A 15117-nucleotide genomic window follows, 5' to 3' on the forward strand; every position below is an offset into this window, starting at 1 on the left:
TTATAGTTTTATTGTTATTGGACTTTGAATTATAAGCGAGTTTGGGAAAAAGAAAACCCACCGCTAGGGGTGGGTTAGCTTTGAAAATTTAGAATTTCTTGTATATAGCTAAAAGTTTCACTGTTATTTAAAGAGTTAGGATTGGTTTTTGATTGTATAAAACCCTTTTTATTAATAGTAAGTTCAATAGAGCTAATAAGGTTTTTAATATGCAAAGTTACTTTGTTAATTAAAAAAACTTCCTTGGATAAAAAATATTTTGAATCTTGAATTGCATTTTCTGTAGAAAAAATCTCCAAATTAGCAAATGATTTATTATTTAAGCTTAATTTTTCTATTGAAATAAACTTAATATTACAATTGTATTTTTTGAAAAAATATTCAGAAACTGCATTAATGTTAATACTAACAGGCTCAATTGTGTACCCCATTCCTGCCAATTTTGATAACTGATTGAAAAAATTTCGTAAAGATCTCGGTGGATTTGAGAGTGCTAAATAATAAATATCATGTTTTTTAAATATTGAAAAATTAATATTTTGATAACTTTCATACTCAATAATCTTATTTTCACCTTCAGGCGATAAAAAAGAAACTTTATTAAATATTTTCTCAAAACAATTTACCTCTAATATTTGACTATTAAAAGTAAGTATATTGAAAGAAAAAATATTATGCTCGTAATTTTCTAATGTTCTATGTATTATCCCAATACCTTTAGGAAGTTTAATTCTATATAGATAAATCTTGTGCATATTGTTCACCAGGAGAATTAATGGAATTAAGACTTCTTACAGCAGCAAAATAAATTTCACGATTAATTCTCATAGTTTCTGTATGAGAGCACTGTTCAATCTTATTGTTTTGAAGTTTACGGCCTTTCAAAAAATATGAAAATCCTGCACATTCATCTGGTATGGTAAATTTGGCTTCGAATACAAACTTTTCATCATTATCTTCTTTTGATGTTGCTTGCCAGATTACACGATAGATATGAAACCCTTTACCTAAAAGTGTATCAAGCTCAGGAACATCCATTAAACCATGACCACTAAAAGAAGCTTTGCGAATTGAAGCCACTGAGGTCATGATAGCTAAATCATCAGTACTCGAAGAGTTTTCTTTTGTTACATAGATATCTAGTACAGTATCATATTCAAAACCCTCAATATCTCTAATAAGATTATCAAAGAATTGCTTTCTAAGCAGATTATCTGTAATACCTAATAATTCTATTTTAGTTTTTGAAGGTTGTGAAAATTGATTGATGACATGCGATAATATTTGTGATTCAACCAAGTTGTCCAACTCTTTAGAGTTTGGGTATTCCAAATAGAGGGAGTTTCCACCTTCTATAGGCCGTATCATTATAGCTGCTTCTTTTCTTTCTCTACGATTAAATGCATTTTTTGTGAAATCGTAGACTGAATAGTTTATATTTATTTGTCTTGATTTTAGACCATTTCTTTTATAAACAACCTTATCAATGTCTATTTCCTCTTGATTAGTTAAGTCGTCAATAAATTGACTTTCTAAAGAATCAAGTTTATTTAAGACCTGTCTGTCTGTCAGATCATCTAAGTTATTTAATGATAATCCTGATACTGCCGTACTTCTTTTATTTTCAGTAGCTAATGCGGATTCTATTAAATGATAATCGTAGCTAGAATGAAAAAATGAAGAAAACTCTCTTGCTAATAATTCCCGAGAAGTGTTTTTTCCATAAATTATTCCTCTTTTAGCAAATAAATACGCAACTTCATCATTAGTTAACGCTCTATTTCTATTTAAGGTTCCAAATAAATCAATGTCATTAGGATTTATATACGAAAATCTTGAATAATTCATTAAAGATGTCGAGCCCCATTTAATGGTGAAGGTAAAAATTTTTTCTCTAAGTTTGAAATTTGATTAAATGTTAGTTGACCATCAGATATAGGATTTAATCCATTTACGCTCCAAGTTTTATTGTATTCTATTAAAGCATTATTAAAGTTTTTTTCTGCATTAATATGTGGGTTTAAATGAATTTGTCTAACATTGACTTTTTTACTGTTGTTAAACATCTGATATCTTGATAATTGATCAATTAAAAATAAAAATTCCTCTTGCGTACTACCATCTAATCTGTAGTAGACAATAAATCCTGGAAAGAATTTAATGACTTTATCAGAGTCTGCATCAATTTGTTCTGAGGCTAAATTTCCAACTATAAGATATGGACCACATAGTACTTCAACTGTCGCAGGAAACTTACTCTCATCACCTTGTGTTCGATGTAATTCAAGATTTGGATAATAAAAGTAATAGTTTTTATTTCCCAATGGGAATTTTAATGAACCCCTAAGACTTTGTATGTCTTTTCTTATCGTTTGCATGTATACAATTACTGTCGGGTCCATAATGTGCACAAATTGATTTGGATCTATATGCAAGTTTTCAACATTTAAAGTCTTAATATTACCTCTATGTTCTTGCGGCTCAAATTTCGCAACAACATTGAGCTTAGAAAGAATGTCTTGAGAGTAGTCCCCATCATGATTTAGTAAAAATAATAAACCTCTAACTTCTCCACTAAAATCAGGATTAGAAAAGTCAATTCTCCATTGTTCATTATCTCTGGCACAGGAAATTGATTGTCCCAAAGATTTTAATGCTTCTCGGAGTTTTGGTGGACTTATTGACGAACTACTGTAACTTTTTAAGTCACAATAAAAAAAGATTTCTTTACCTGTATAAGGATGTATATATGAAAAAACTATATCTAAGGGGTGCTGATCATATTGTCCATCAGGAAAATGCCTTTCAGTATCCTGACATAAATAATCATTGTTTTCTAAAGTATCAGAATAGGTAGACCATCTGAAAAATTCCAGCATTTGTTTTGATTCATTTTCTGCAATTTTTGCAGTCGAAGCCGTTTCAACCATTTATTACCCCCTAATAATCAATTAAATCTTAAGTATTTCTATACAACCTCTCCCATATAAACTGTGTAGAGAGGTACTTTTAACTAAATAAAAAGCTGAATACGCTTAAACTTTTTATTCGCTTCAATTTCAGTTTTATAAAATTTATCTTTATCAGTTGAATCTATGAACTTAGTAAAAGTAGTGGATTCAAGTAGACGGTAAAGAAATCTTTCACCCGTCTGAAGTACTACAGTCAGCAAATGGTGTTGATAAAGCACATGACTGATCTTGTGGGAATTGATTTCAATTTTTTGCATATCACACTTCCCATAATTAAAATTGTGTTCAACCCAAGCCGCCTATAGCGTCTTTTAGTCACCGGTGAATTATTTTTCAAACATCCCGATATAATCCAACGACCTTACCAACAAGCTTGCAACCCAGGATCAATGGCATAGTCTTTTCCGGCCAATCAGGATTTAAAGGTTGTAAATACATATTGCCACTTTCAACAATCAACTTTTTGAAAGTTGCTTCTGCATCACCTTCGCAAGACATAATCACCAGATCGCCAGTTTTCAATTCATCTGGCTGAAAATCAGGATTTACATAAATCTTATCGCCTGGGCGAAAGTCTGGGAGCATTGATTCGCCCACGACTTCCAACCCATAGCCATTCTTTCCACACTTTGGATTTGGCGGAAGCCATTCATCAAATTGTGTACCTGCAGGAACGGATTCGACAGAAGTCCAGCTGCCTGCTTGAACCCATGAAATAACAGGGACAAGGCGACCAGCAAGTGGGAGGGGAATGCTAATATTATTGTCAAAGGAAGAGCCCCCTTTACCATTTAAAAGGTAATCAGAAGTAACCCCTAAAACTCTGGCTAAAGCCATTAAACTATCGTGCTTTGGAAGGTTTTCATCTTTCTCCCAATAGATTACGGATGTTTTAGAAACACCAATTGCATCAGCTACTTGTTGTTGAGTTATTTTTTTATTTTTTCTCAAGGCTTTAAGCCGAGTACCTAAAGTTTCCATAAATTCAAGCCGATCCTGTTTGTAAGAAATCTTACCATTTGACTAGGTAAGTTTTATGCTGTTTAATAAGGTAAGAAAAGTTACCATTGAGGCATTATCTATGACCAAATCAGAAGCTTTAAAACTCTTGAAATGTAATGTCACTGAGTTGGCAGACAAACTAGGCATTAGTTCGCAAGCAATCAGCCAATGGCCTGAGCAAAAAATTCCATTAGCGCGTGAATATCAAGTGCGTGATTTAGCAAATGGATTAAAACCTCTAGATTCCACTGTCTCAAACGTAGCTTAAGCCATAGCTAACTTACAAAAACGTTCAAAGGAATCTTAAATGAACATAACTGATGCGGCATACAACACTGTTCATGATTATCCAGGTGGCGCAAGTGCAATAGCTCCACGTCTAGGAATTAAAAGCCCAGCTGTGCTTAACAGCAAAGTTAATCCAAATACCGATACACACCATCTCACATTAGCGGAAGCCTCCAAGATCATGGCTATCACTGGTGACTTTCGTATTTTGCAAAGCCTGAATGCGGAACATGGCAAGGTATCCATTGATCTACCAGTAATACCTGAATGTCGGGATATAGCATTAACGGATCTTGTCTTAAGCATTGGGATGGGGGGAGGTGATGTTTGCGCAGTCTTCAAGGAAATGATGGCAGATGGACGTATAACACAAGGGGAAGCAATGGATATGTCAAAAGTAATTCATCAGCTTCATATGCTTTTAGCTGAACTGGATACACAAGTTCATACCTGTGTAGAAAAAGAAAAAGCCTGATTTCGTGGATCAGGCTTTATCAATTCAAAACTTTAGAGGGCATTGAATATGGGATCAAATTTAGCACAACATCAAGGTTCTTTCAAATGTGAAGCGACTACAACTGATCAAGTAAAGCAAAGCCTGCTTGAGAAGGTTGAAGCACGCGAATTTGAACTTGGCTTGGCTCCTGATGCTGCATACGTCAAACCAGTTAGTTCGAGCAGAGTGATGGCTGAAGCCGGCGAAAATAGGGACGGGGAATGATATGAGCTTAGATGCTTCAAACTGGGCTTGGAGAGTGGAACTGAGCGAAAAGAAAGGTGGTTGTCGCATACCACTGAAACGCCTCATTCTGCTTTCATTAGCCGATCGTGCTGGTGAAGATCATTGCTGCTACCCGAGTATGCAACGTCTTGAAAAAGACACTGGCCTTGAACGTAAAACCGTACTGAAGATCATTGCTGAACTATTGGAAGACAAGTTGATTGCAGATACAGGTGAGCGCAAAGGTTCTACAAAGCGCGTAAAGGTCTATCGACTGATTGGTGTGAATGGCCGGGAAAGAGTGCCAAAAACGGAACCATTACAGGATAAAAATTTGTCTGAAATAGTACCGGAAACGGAACAGTACCAAAAACGGAATGATTCCGTTAACGGGACTTTGAATAGTACCAATAACGGGACTTTGAATAGTGCCGTTAACGGGACACAGAATCTCCCAATGAATCTCCCATTAGAATCTAAAAATAAAAAAGGGTGGCTTTGCTTTAAAAAACTTCGTGAAGAAATATTTTTGGCAGATCCCGATTTAGATTTTGAGATGCTCATGAATTCAACCTGGGCTGAACGGGAGAAACGAGCATTCGAAATCTACAACGCTGAAAAGAATCTTTGTGATGAACTCATGAATTTCCATTTTGCAGACTGGTTGATCAATGCCTACCGAACCAAGTATTCAAAAACCGGTGCAGACACAAAATCAAAATCTTCTGCAGAACCAAAATGCCTGACTGAAAAACAGATTCAAATCTTTGCTCAGAAACTTGCAAACCATCCAGAGTTCGCAGGCAAGTATGCAGAACCTGGTGAGTCCTATGAAAAACTTGCTGCTCGTATTGCAGTGAAACTAGAGAAACCTGAACAGGCCAAGAAATGGGAAAGCTACCTGAAACAGGTTGGATTTAATGGTGTGCTAAGAGGAGATGCAGCTTGACTGAAGCAGATCGAACCTACATGCACCTGATGATCTTCAAGATTCTGTCATCCACCAAAGGGCGTGTATCTGTCAAACAGATCCATAAAGCGATTGAACCAAATATGGGAATTTCCATCCGAAGCTTACAACGGTATTTGAATGGACTGGTGACTTGGAGATTAGTGGCTAAAGATGGGGAGACACCACAAGGTTTCACTTTGACGGCAACAGCAAAATTACTCTTCTTGGATTTAGCAAAGGGAATTGAGCATTGAAAGCTTATTCAATCGCTGAATACAAGAAAATGGTGAAAGCCACCAGACCAAAAGGGCGTTCCAAGCGCCCTAAGGTTAAAAGTGAAAAGGTACCGAATGAGTTTGAAGCGAAGCTGGCCAGAGAATTAAAAGTTCTTAGAATTGAGTTCCAGCAAGAATTTGAGTTTCACCAGGTACGAAAGTGGCGGGCAGATTTCCATCTGATAGGTAAGAAGATATTGGTTGAGGTTGAAGGTGGTATTTGGATACAGGGAGGCGGGAGACACACCAGAGCCAAAGGGTATTTAGGGGATATGGAAAAGTATAACGCAGCAACAATGATGGGTTTTCAGGTAATACGGTTTAGTACGGATCAAGTGAAGTCAGGTCACGCGATTCAGCAGATAGAGAAGATGGTAGGGGATTTGGGATGAATGCAGCGGTGAAATCAGAAGTAATGGATTGGGCGAAATTTACTGTTGAAGAGTGGCTTAAGCAGTATGGGGCATACATCCAGATATCACGTATGAAGTCAGGTAATGAACCAGATTCCCTAAGAGTCAATCAGATCTACTGGCTGATCTGTGAAAATAACAAAGGGATTGCACCACGTAAGGATCAAGTCATTTGTCAAATTAATGATTTTGAAGCTGAACAGGTGAGGAAGTTGATTGTAGATTTTAATAAGTCGAGTTCGGTTTGTGAGTCAGGTAAGCGTGCGGTTCAATTGTTTGTAGAGCGTAATATACGTGGACTATCTGACCGCAGAATGGAAGATGAGTTTAAATTGGGTCGAAATGTTCTGCGAAATATGATCTATGCGGGTAAGTTTTACTTGGCTGGACATGATAAGCGATTAAGAATCGAATAGTATTTGACTGGCATGCCACGATATGGCATATTTCGTTTATAGTGCACGAAGTATGTAAGTTGCACAGTTAAGAAGCTCGCCAAATGGCGAGCTTTTTTAATATTGTAGATGGTATAGTGGGTTACTAATTTAGTAATTTGTTTTATGTCAGATTTTTATAAATACCGATACACTCAAATAAGTATATTTGGCTCATTACCAACCCACAAAGTACTTGTAAGTAACGTTTCTAATAAAGCAAAATTGGTATTTGCCGATAATACTTTTATATATGGCTCAATTTCTGATTGGAGGTTACGTAATTCAGATTTTGATTCTCGAGCATCAACATGGTTAGAAGAGCCAACGGCTTTTTTAGAAGATGAGAGAAGAAGATTGAAGCTTTATCAGGCTTCTCATCTATTGTTTAAGACTGAAACCAATATGGGTTAAGAGGCTTGATTAATCTAATTCCCTCTGTAAGCGATTATATTTCTAATAACATTTGCTTTGATGCTGCTTATGACGTATAAAGCTAACTCGTTGATGCGGGATGGAGCAGTCTGGTAGCTCGTCGGGCTCATAACCCGAAGGTCGTTGGTTCAAATCCAGCTCCCGCTACCAACGAAAAGATTCAAAGTTTATAAACCAGTCTCTCTAGACTGGTTTTTTTTATAGTCACTTTATTAATTCATAAGACAACTAAATTTAAGGACTCACAGAAATGTGGGTTTTTTTGTGCAATTTGATGTGTTAAATTAGATTTAAGGCGGTAACTGCCGATGTGGGTCAGTTTAGCAAGTTCATCTTGTGACACTCCCGCCGTTGGAAATGTTACTATGAAGAAGCTCATCGAAAGGTGAGCTTTTTTGTTGCTAAAAGAAGAGTCTAGGAAATTCGGAATAGATACAGGTTTGTTTAATTCTAAGATATACTAAGAGGGTTAGTGGGTATAAGAATTGAGATCAAAGAAATGAGCAAAAAATATTTACTCTGGAATAACAAGGGTGGGGTTGGAAAAACATTTTTATCTTATATGTTGGCTGTTGAATATGCAATTAATAACCCAGATGAGGATATTGTTGTAATTGATGCCTGTCCCCAAACAAATGTCTCTGAGATGATTCTTGGTGGTAATGGTAAGGGGGCTGCTATAGTTAATGAATTTAGCGAGAAAAATAGAACAATTGCTGGCTATATAAAAGAAAGATTTAATACTAAACAATCATCAAAACTAGGAAATGAATCTTCTTATTTTATTCAGGCTTCAAAGCATAATTCTAAAATGCCAGAGAACTTATACATTCTTCCTGGTGATATGGATTTGGATATTTGCTCAAAAATTATTAACCATCTAGGCATTAGCCCAATACGACACGCATGGAAAATTAGTCGCACTTTAATTGATGATTTAATCACCTCTTTTGAGTTGCAACAAGAACCTACTGGTAGAGAACAAGTATTTTTTATTGATTGTAATCCAAGTTTTTCCAACTATACAGAAAATGCAATTATTGCTGCTAATAGGATTATTGTACCCTGTACAGCAGATGCAGCCTCTATTCGTGGTATTAAAAACTTATTTAAACTTATTTTTAATATTTCAATTGATAATCAGACAATTAGTGATGAGTTTGAGGACTTCTATCAAGATACACAAAAGAGTGGTTTAGAGTTACCTAAAATACATCTTTTCGTTCAAAATAGATCTCGTTCAAATACTAGAGATGTAGCTCAAGCATTCCAGTCACATGCTGAAGAGATTAATCGTTTAGTGCAAGAAGAGGTAGTCCAGAAGTATAAAGGAGTTCTTACTGATAAATATTTAGATGAAAGAGTGATCAATATTAAAGATGGTAATACCTTAGCTTCAATTATCAATCATGAGGGATGCCCTTTAAGCTCATTACAGTCTAAGAGGTACTCAATTTATGGTAAATCAACTCAGGCAAATCAAAAACAGATAAATGCCTTGCAGAGTGACATAAATGATCTTGTTCGTTTAATTTAGTATCAAGTATTCTAGAGTTTAGATATCATTTCTTCTTGTCTTAATATGAAGATTATATTGAAATTTAAAAGCTCGCCAAATGGTGGGCTTTTTTTGTACTAATAGATGTGATAAATTATATTTAAGGCGGTAACTGCCGATGTGGGTCAGTCGCTCAAGTTCATCTTGTGCCACTCCCGCCGTTGGAAATGTTACTATGAAGAAGCTCATCGAAAGGTGGGCTTTTTTATTGCTTAAAATTTATTACATGAAAAGAAAGAAACCTAAAACCAACACTAAAAAACAGATTCTAAATCTTATCTATACTTTATTGTGGAAGGCTCGGTGCTATATTAGCTCTGCGCCACCAAGAAGACGCATGTAATACGAAGACACTGTTTATTGTTTACATCACGAGCCCGTTTATTTAACAAAGGTAAGCGGGCTTCTTATTATAAGATTATAAGGAGAAAGATATGCTCCGATTTATATTCTGTTTTTTTTCTCTACATGGCGTGACTGAGATAGGCGACGACAAGAAAGAATATCAAGTCTGTTTAAAAGAGTTTGAGCAGTAGTTGATCAACCAAAACGTCATATCATCATACTGAAATATTTGAGTAATATCTTTGCTCTGCAAATAAAAATGAAGATATAGCGCAAATCTAGTCTGCTTAATTTGGGAGAGTTAAGCAGGCTTTTTTATTCCTAAATCACCGGACGTATTACGGTACATAAGACCTCGCCTAGATAACGAACTTGGCGGGGTTTTTCTTTTCTTATTGGTGGTATCCATGACAGACAAAGTACAAGCTAAACAAGACTTAGAATTTTGCAGTGCTGAGTTGTCTAAGTATCAGAACCTCACTCGATCTGGTTTGACACGTAATGAGCTGCTGGCAATCGATGGCATCATGATTAAGTTGAAAGAGCGTATTAGGAATTTGCGCTTTGCATTGTATGCGTAATACAAAGCGACTCGCAGCAATCAGAAAGCTGCTATGCATCAGGTGCGGTAATCCACACAGTCAAGCTGCTCATTCAAATAGTGTCGCATGGCAAGGGTAAAGGTATTAAAGCAGATGATTCGTTTACAGTGTCGTTATGCTATTCCTGTCATTTTCAGTTCGATACGCTCCAATTGGATAACTGGATAGAAAGTGAGGCAATGTTTTAACAAAGGTTATTGAAGACTCAGCGGATGTTGGTGATTAAAGATGATATTATATTTTGCTTTCACTTAAGCAGAAGAAGATGGCTAAGAAGAAAGTAAACCCCAAATGGTTTAGACATGAAGCATTACATACTACGAGTGTTGCTGTTGAATTTGTGAATGACCACCTTGCCAATCATCAATATTATCATCAAAAAATAAATCCTAAGTTTAACAAAAAGATTGATGATGCTCTTGAGGCACTAATGGAGGCATATCAGCTATGCAATCAAGAAAATGAAGTTAAAAAGAAAATGAAAACTAATCATTAACCAAGCCACCTTAGGGTGGTTTTTTAATGTGTGCAGATTATGGATCCAAAACTCTATAAACGCTTAACAGCGAAAGGCCCAGTTAAGAATAAACCTCGTAATAGGCCACTACCTAAAGCTGGTGAGAAATACCTAGAAGTCTTCAAACGATTGAAAGAGATCCTTGATCGGATGGAAATCAAGTATGAAGAATACTTTCATTTTAAAAGTACGAAGCATTGGCGTTTCGATCTACACCTTATTGAATATCGAATACTGATTGAAATTGTTGGTGGTCCTTGGTCAGGTGGAAGAAAAGGCAAACTTGCTACAAAATCCTGGAGCATAGATCGTTATGACCATGCTGAAGAAATGGGTTATCGCTATCAACGTTTTGAAGCCAATGATATCAACATGGGGCGTGCTACTAAGTGGCTTAGAAATTTAAAGGCATCTTATGGAACAGTTCAGACCATTCCCACCGAGCGATCTGATCGATCAGGCTGAGGAAGAGGAAGCTATTCGCTTGGCACCTGCGCCAGAGCTTAAAGAATGGGTCGTTAATAATTGGCTCACTCTCGGTGGTCAGCTGCATAACCCGGATCATGACCATATTGCTGAATTACTGCATGACAATGAAGAGTTTCTTGCATTCGCCTGGGCTTCATCTGCCGCCGTAGCAAAAAAACGTATGGTACTGGGTCAATGTGAAAAGGTCATGTTTAACCAGGGCGGCTGGAAGAAAGCACGTCAGGAACAACAGATGCGAGATTGGTTTGGATTTGTACCTCAATACTTAATCACTGTAGATGCTACTTATTGCGAACAAGCCTCAGATCGTGAGTTCTGCCGCTTGATTGAACATGAACTGTATCACATCGGTGTAGAGCGTGATGCTGATGGTGAAATCATTTATAGCGATATGACCGGACTGCCTAAGCATTATTTGGCGGGCCATGACGTTGAAGTGTTCTTTGGTGAGACCAGACGATGGGGTGCAGACGAGTCTGTTAAGCGACTTCTGGAAATTGCCAAGAATGCGCCGTTTGTATCTGAAACGAATATTGCAGCATGTTGTGGGAACTGTGTTATCGGCTAATTTTTTTGCCCACTTTCCTTGACGTACCTTGACGGATGGAGAGAGATGGCATCACTAAATAAAAAGCAAAAATACTTTATTGTACGGTCACTTGCAGTATTTAATACCCCTCAAGAAACTGTAATGCTCGTCAAGGAAGAATTTGACTTAGAGGTCTCCAGACAGCAAGTTGAAACCTATGACCCAACTAAGCGAGCTGGTAAAGATTTAAGTACTGAATTGAAATCTGAATTTGAAGTTGCTCGTAAAGAATTTTTAGATACCCCTCAGAACATTCCAATAGCGAATTTGTCTGTTCGTTTACAGCGTTTAGAAAATCAATATCAAAAGCATGGCAAGAATCGAGTAGCTGCATTAAGTATCTTGAAGCAGGCTGCCGAAGATATGGGTGGTAAATATACCAATCGTCAAGAGATTACTGGTAAGGACGGCGAAGCATTACAGACCACCGTCGTTCATGCTACTCAGGAACAAGTTGAAGCTGCAGTAAAGAAGGCCCAAGAGGAATATTAAATGGATCTGCAAACACAGGTTGAAAAGAAGCTGTGTGAAGATGAGCATTTATATTTCACCCGGCGATTCTTTAAGCCCCGTATGGGTTTTAAATTTACGGTGAACTGGCACCATGTTTACATCTCATGGATTATTGATCAGGTCATTGCTGGTGAGATTGCGAACGTCGTTATCAACGTTCCACCAGGCGCGGGTAAAACTGAACTGACCACCAACCTGATTCCACGCGGCTTAGCCTTAAATGCCCGTTCCCGGTTTCTGTATTTGTCATTCTCCCAATCATTGGTTGAGGGAGTATCAGATACGGCGCGTGACATCGTGAAGTCGAAAGACTATCGCCAAATGTGGGATTTGACAGTATCCAACAGTACTGATTCAAAGAAAGAATGGAAGATTACGGTTGAGGACTATGACGTTGGCCATGTCTATGTGGCTTCCATGGGTGGGCAGGTCACAGGACGGCGGGCAGGTACACTGGCGGATGATGGCTTTACTGGCTGTATCATCATTGATGACCCGTTAAAGCCCGAAGATGCTTTCAGTAAGATCAAGCGGGATGCCGCGAATCGTAAGTTACTGAACACGGTGAACTCACGTAAAGCCAAGTCTGATACACCTATTATCATGATCATGCAGCGCCTTCACACTGAGGATCCAACCAATTTCGTCATGACAGGCAATTTACCTGGTGAATGGACCCAAATATCTATCCCGGCACTGATTGATGATAAGTACATTTCAACGCTACCAGAACATATTCAAAAGCTAGTGCCGCGAGATAGCGAGCGTGATGAGCATGGTCGCCAAAGTTACTGGCCAAAGAAAGAATCACTGCAATCCTTACTGCAGCTAGAAAAGGGCGGTAAGGACAAAGAAGGTGCCACAGTATCCCGCTATACATTCTCAAGTCAGTACATGCAGCAACCTAAGAAATTAGGCGGTGACCTGATTAAGTCTGAATGGTTTGGATTCTATAAAGAGTACCCAGAACTTCAATGGCGCGCTGTCCTTGTAGATACGGCGCAGAAAACCAAAGAGCACAATGATTACTCAGTATTCCTGCTTGTAGGCATGGGTATAGATGGCAAGTTGTACTTACTGGATCTCTTACGCGGCAAATGGGAAGCACCAGAATTAAATCGTCAAGCTAAAGCATTTTTAGATAAGCACAAGGAATACACCTGGCACACCAAGCCTATTCGCTACATGAAAGTAGAGGATAAAGCGTCAGGTACCCAGTTGATCCAGACACTAGGAACTTACTCCGGTGTCGCCGTCATACCAGTACAGCGTAATACAGACAAGCTATCCCGGTTTATGGATGTGCAGGTCCATCTTGAAGCGAATTACAAGGATAAGCCTGAAGATCGTTTTGTGATGGTACCTAAAGATGCTCACTGGGTTGGTGAATTCTTTGAAGAGTGTGAGGCATTCAATGCTGCATTTACCCACGATCATGACGACCAAGTGGATACGCTCATTGATGCGATTGAAGACGCAGTAATTGCGATTAATTACAGCCCTCCGGCTGCATAAGGTTGAGTTATGTCTAAGAAAAGAAAGAAGCCTGAGAATGCAAAACCTGAAGCTGGTGCACTATATTCTCATGAGGCCGAACAGGCCTTAATCAGTTATCTAACTAAAATGCCAGACGGCGATGAAGTACTTCGAAAAGCTGGTGTCACACGTCCACGATTGAAAGTTATGATGTATGACGATGAGATTTATCAGGCCGTAGAAAAACGCCAGGATAAACTTGAGAGTGCGCCGTGGCGAATAGAGCCGATAGACCGCCCAGAGTCAAAAATCATCATGGAGCATTTGCGCGAATGGTGGTCTGAGATTCTGCTGGGTACCCAGAATGCCCGCTGGTATGGGTATTCAGTTTTAGAAGCGATTTACAGTAAGCCTGAAGAGCCATGTATGCATATCGAAGGTAATACCATTATGCCGTTTATAGGCTTTAAGTGGATTGGTGAAAAGCCAATGCAATGGTATGAGCCTAAGAATGATGGTCGCCTTATTTTATTGGAAAACTACAATACGGCTAGGAAAGATCAAGAAGTTGATCAGCGGTTTAAGCATTTCCTAACGCGCTGTAAACCTACTTTTGAAAATCCTTATGGTGAAGCGCTCCTAAGCCGTTTGTATTGGGTCTGGTTCTTCAAAACTTCAGGGTTTAAATTCTGGGCCAAGTTTGTTGAAAAGTTTGGTTTGCCAATGCTGGTTGGTAAAACAGCAGGTAAAACGACTGATATGCGTGATGCATTGCTTAGAGCTCATGCTAGTTCAGTGATTGCGTTAAGTGGTACAGATTCGGTTGAAATTCAAACTGCCAATACTAATGGCAATGCATCCCAGACATTTGAAGTCTTTGATAAGAATTTGGAGCGCCGTATTCAAAAAGTCATCCTTGGCCAGACTCTCACATCTGGTACTGATGGCTCTGGATCTCGTGCCTTGGGTGATGTGCATCTTGAGGTTCAAAACTCAAAGTATAAAGCCGATGTCCGGATGATCATGCCAACGATCCAGGCAATTATTAATGCGCTATGCGATATCAATGGTTGGGAACGTCACCGGGTCATCATTGGTGAAGAGAAGTCACTGGAAGAACCTAAAGCAGATCGTGATGTGAAGTTGAAAAATGCTGGTGCAGTCTTAACGCCGCAATACTTTAAGCGAGAGTACGGATTAGAAGAGGGTGATGTAATTGAGCAGGTTCAAACAGGTTTTAATCAGTTCACCGCTTTACCACGTCAGGCATTTAGCTTTAAAGCATCAGTAAACAAGCTTTCACCAGAGCAGCAGGAAGTTGAAGAACTGACTGATAGTCAGGGTGAATTGCAGTTACTGAAACCTGATCAGGTCAAGGAGTTAGTATTCAAATCTGATAGTCCTGAAAGTCTGGCTTATAACCTGATGCAATTAATACCTAGCGCAACACAAACTCAGTTTACGGCCAATCTAGATCAGGCCTTGTATGCAGCGGATGTACTGGGGTATGTGACCGCTCAAAATGGGAAGTAAGTT

21 protein-coding genes, 1 tRNA gene and 1 pseudogene are annotated in these 15117 nt (G+C 38.3%); 18 read left to right on the top strand and 5 right to left on the bottom strand.

What is annotated here, in order from left to right:
- Positions 1 to 74 precede the first annotated feature (74 nt).
- The 5 genes from AY607_RS05265 to AY607_RS05285 form a co-directional block, all read right to left on the bottom strand.
- Complete coding sequence (locus AY607_RS05265; RefSeq protein ID WP_064101974.1) at positions 75 to 755, bottom strand: hypothetical protein; 681 nt, start codon at positions 753 to 755, stop codon at positions 75 to 77.
- A complete protein-coding gene (locus AY607_RS05270; protein WP_064101975.1) occupies positions 733 to 1848 on the bottom strand; it encodes a hypothetical protein in 1116 nt (371 codons plus the stop codon). Before AY607_RS05270 ends, AY607_RS05265 begins: the two co-directional genes overlap by 23 nt.
- Complete coding sequence (locus tag AY607_RS05275; RefSeq protein ID WP_064101976.1) at positions 1848 to 2930, bottom strand: hypothetical protein; 1083 nt, start codon at positions 2928 to 2930, stop codon at positions 1848 to 1850. The genes AY607_RS05270 and AY607_RS05275 overlap by 1 nt, the downstream gene beginning before the upstream one ends.
- A gap of 83 nt (positions 2931 to 3013) precedes the next feature.
- Positions 3014 to 3229, bottom strand: a complete 216-nt coding sequence (locus AY607_RS05280; RefSeq protein ID WP_064101977.1) for a hypothetical protein — start codon at positions 3227 to 3229, stop codon at positions 3014 to 3016.
- A 76-nt stretch (positions 3230 to 3305) separates the two neighbouring features.
- Positions 3306 to 3953 (bottom strand): LexA family protein, encoded by a 648-nt coding sequence (locus AY607_RS05285; RefSeq protein WP_064101978.1) that lies wholly within the window; start codon positions 3951 to 3953, stop codon positions 3306 to 3308.
- 100 nt (positions 3954 to 4053) lie between these two features.
- Here AY607_RS05285 and AY607_RS05290 point away from each other — a divergent pair, with 100 nt between their 5' ends.
- The 18 genes and pseudogenes from AY607_RS05290 to AY607_RS05360 all read left to right on the top strand — a co-directional run bounded on the left by AY607_RS05290 (position 4054) and on the right by AY607_RS05360 (position 15114).
- Entirely contained in the window at positions 4054 to 4242 is a 189-nt protein-coding gene (locus AY607_RS05290) for a Cro/CI family transcriptional regulator (RefSeq protein ID WP_064102162.1), read from the top strand.
- 39 nt (positions 4243 to 4281) lie between these two features.
- Entirely contained in the window at positions 4282 to 4737 is a 456-nt protein-coding gene (locus AY607_RS05295) for a phage regulatory CII family protein (RefSeq protein ID WP_064101979.1), read from the top strand.
- A 48-nt stretch (positions 4738 to 4785) separates the two neighbouring features.
- Entirely contained in the window at positions 4786 to 4983 is a 198-nt protein-coding gene (locus tag AY607_RS05300) for a hypothetical protein (protein ID WP_064101980.1), read from the top strand.
- Position 4984: 1 nt separating this feature from the next.
- Positions 4985 to 5932: a helix-turn-helix domain-containing protein gene (locus AY607_RS05305; RefSeq protein WP_064101981.1), complete on the top strand. Its 948-nt coding sequence runs from the start codon at positions 4985 to 4987 to the stop codon at positions 5930 to 5932.
- A complete protein-coding gene (locus AY607_RS05310; RefSeq protein ID WP_064101982.1) occupies positions 5929 to 6189 on the top strand; it encodes a hypothetical protein in 261 nt (86 codons plus the stop codon). The genes AY607_RS05305 and AY607_RS05310 overlap by 4 nt, the downstream gene beginning before the upstream one ends.
- Positions 6186 to 6602 carry a DUF559 domain-containing protein gene (locus AY607_RS05315; protein WP_064095910.1) on the top strand — a complete coding sequence of 139 codons (417 nt, stop codon included), beginning with the start codon at positions 6186 to 6188 and terminating at the stop codon, positions 6600 to 6602. The genes AY607_RS05310 and AY607_RS05315 overlap by 4 nt, the downstream gene beginning before the upstream one ends.
- Positions 6599 to 7039 carry a hypothetical protein gene (locus AY607_RS05320; RefSeq protein WP_064101983.1) on the top strand — a complete coding sequence of 147 codons (441 nt, stop codon included), beginning with the start codon at positions 6599 to 6601 and terminating at the stop codon, positions 7037 to 7039. The genes AY607_RS05315 and AY607_RS05320 overlap by 4 nt, the downstream gene beginning before the upstream one ends.
- A 144-nt stretch (positions 7040 to 7183) precedes the next feature.
- Positions 7184 to 7471 carry a hypothetical protein gene (locus AY607_RS14825; RefSeq protein WP_081406355.1) on the top strand — a complete coding sequence of 96 codons (288 nt, stop codon included), beginning with the start codon at positions 7184 to 7186 and terminating at the stop codon, positions 7469 to 7471.
- Between the two features lie 94 nt (positions 7472 to 7565).
- Positions 7566 to 7642 (top strand) — tRNA-Met (locus AY607_RS05325).
- Between the two features lie 322 nt (positions 7643 to 7964).
- Complete coding sequence (locus tag AY607_RS05330; RefSeq protein ID WP_205630797.1) at positions 7965 to 9029, top strand: ParA family protein; 1065 nt, start codon at positions 7965 to 7967, stop codon at positions 9027 to 9029.
- A gap of 773 nt (positions 9030 to 9802) precedes the next feature.
- The gene (locus AY607_RS15035) at positions 9803 to 9976 is read left to right on the top strand and encodes a hypothetical protein (protein WP_171254939.1); all 174 of its coding nucleotides are present in this window, start codon (positions 9803 to 9805) and stop codon (positions 9974 to 9976) included.
- A pseudogene (locus tag AY607_RS15215) lies at positions 9969 to 10185 on the top strand (hypothetical protein). The gene AY607_RS15035 and the pseudogene AY607_RS15215 overlap by 8 nt, the downstream one beginning before the upstream one ends.
- 77 nt (positions 10186 to 10262) lie before the next feature.
- Positions 10263 to 10493: a hypothetical protein gene (locus AY607_RS05335; RefSeq protein WP_064095912.1), complete on the top strand. Its 231-nt coding sequence runs from the start codon at positions 10263 to 10265 to the stop codon at positions 10491 to 10493.
- Between the two features lie 39 nt (positions 10494 to 10532).
- Positions 10533 to 10979, top strand: a complete 447-nt coding sequence (locus tag AY607_RS05340) for a hypothetical protein (RefSeq protein WP_064101984.1) — start codon at positions 10533 to 10535, stop codon at positions 10977 to 10979.
- Complete coding sequence (locus tag AY607_RS05345) at positions 10930 to 11571, top strand: putative metallopeptidase (protein WP_064101985.1); 642 nt, start codon at positions 10930 to 10932, stop codon at positions 11569 to 11571. Before AY607_RS05340 ends, AY607_RS05345 begins: the two co-directional genes overlap by 50 nt.
- Positions 11572 to 11616: 45 nt before the next feature.
- A complete protein-coding gene (locus tag AY607_RS05350; protein ID WP_064095915.1) occupies positions 11617 to 12084 on the top strand; it encodes a DUF2280 domain-containing protein in 468 nt (155 codons plus the stop codon).
- Positions 12085 to 13620, top strand: a complete 1536-nt coding sequence (gene terL / locus AY607_RS05355; RefSeq protein ID WP_064095916.1) for a phage terminase large subunit — start codon at positions 12085 to 12087, stop codon at positions 13618 to 13620.
- Positions 13621 to 13629: 9 nt separating this feature from the next.
- Positions 13630 to 15114, top strand: a complete 1485-nt coding sequence (locus tag AY607_RS05360; RefSeq protein WP_064101986.1) for a DUF935 family protein — start codon at positions 13630 to 13632, stop codon at positions 15112 to 15114.
- The last annotated feature ends 3 nt before the right edge of the window (positions 15115 to 15117 follow it).

It is taken from the genome of Acinetobacter sp. SFA, from assembly GCF_001647535.1.
Classification (GTDB): Bacteria; Pseudomonadota; Gammaproteobacteria; order Pseudomonadales; family Moraxellaceae; genus Acinetobacter; species Acinetobacter pecorum.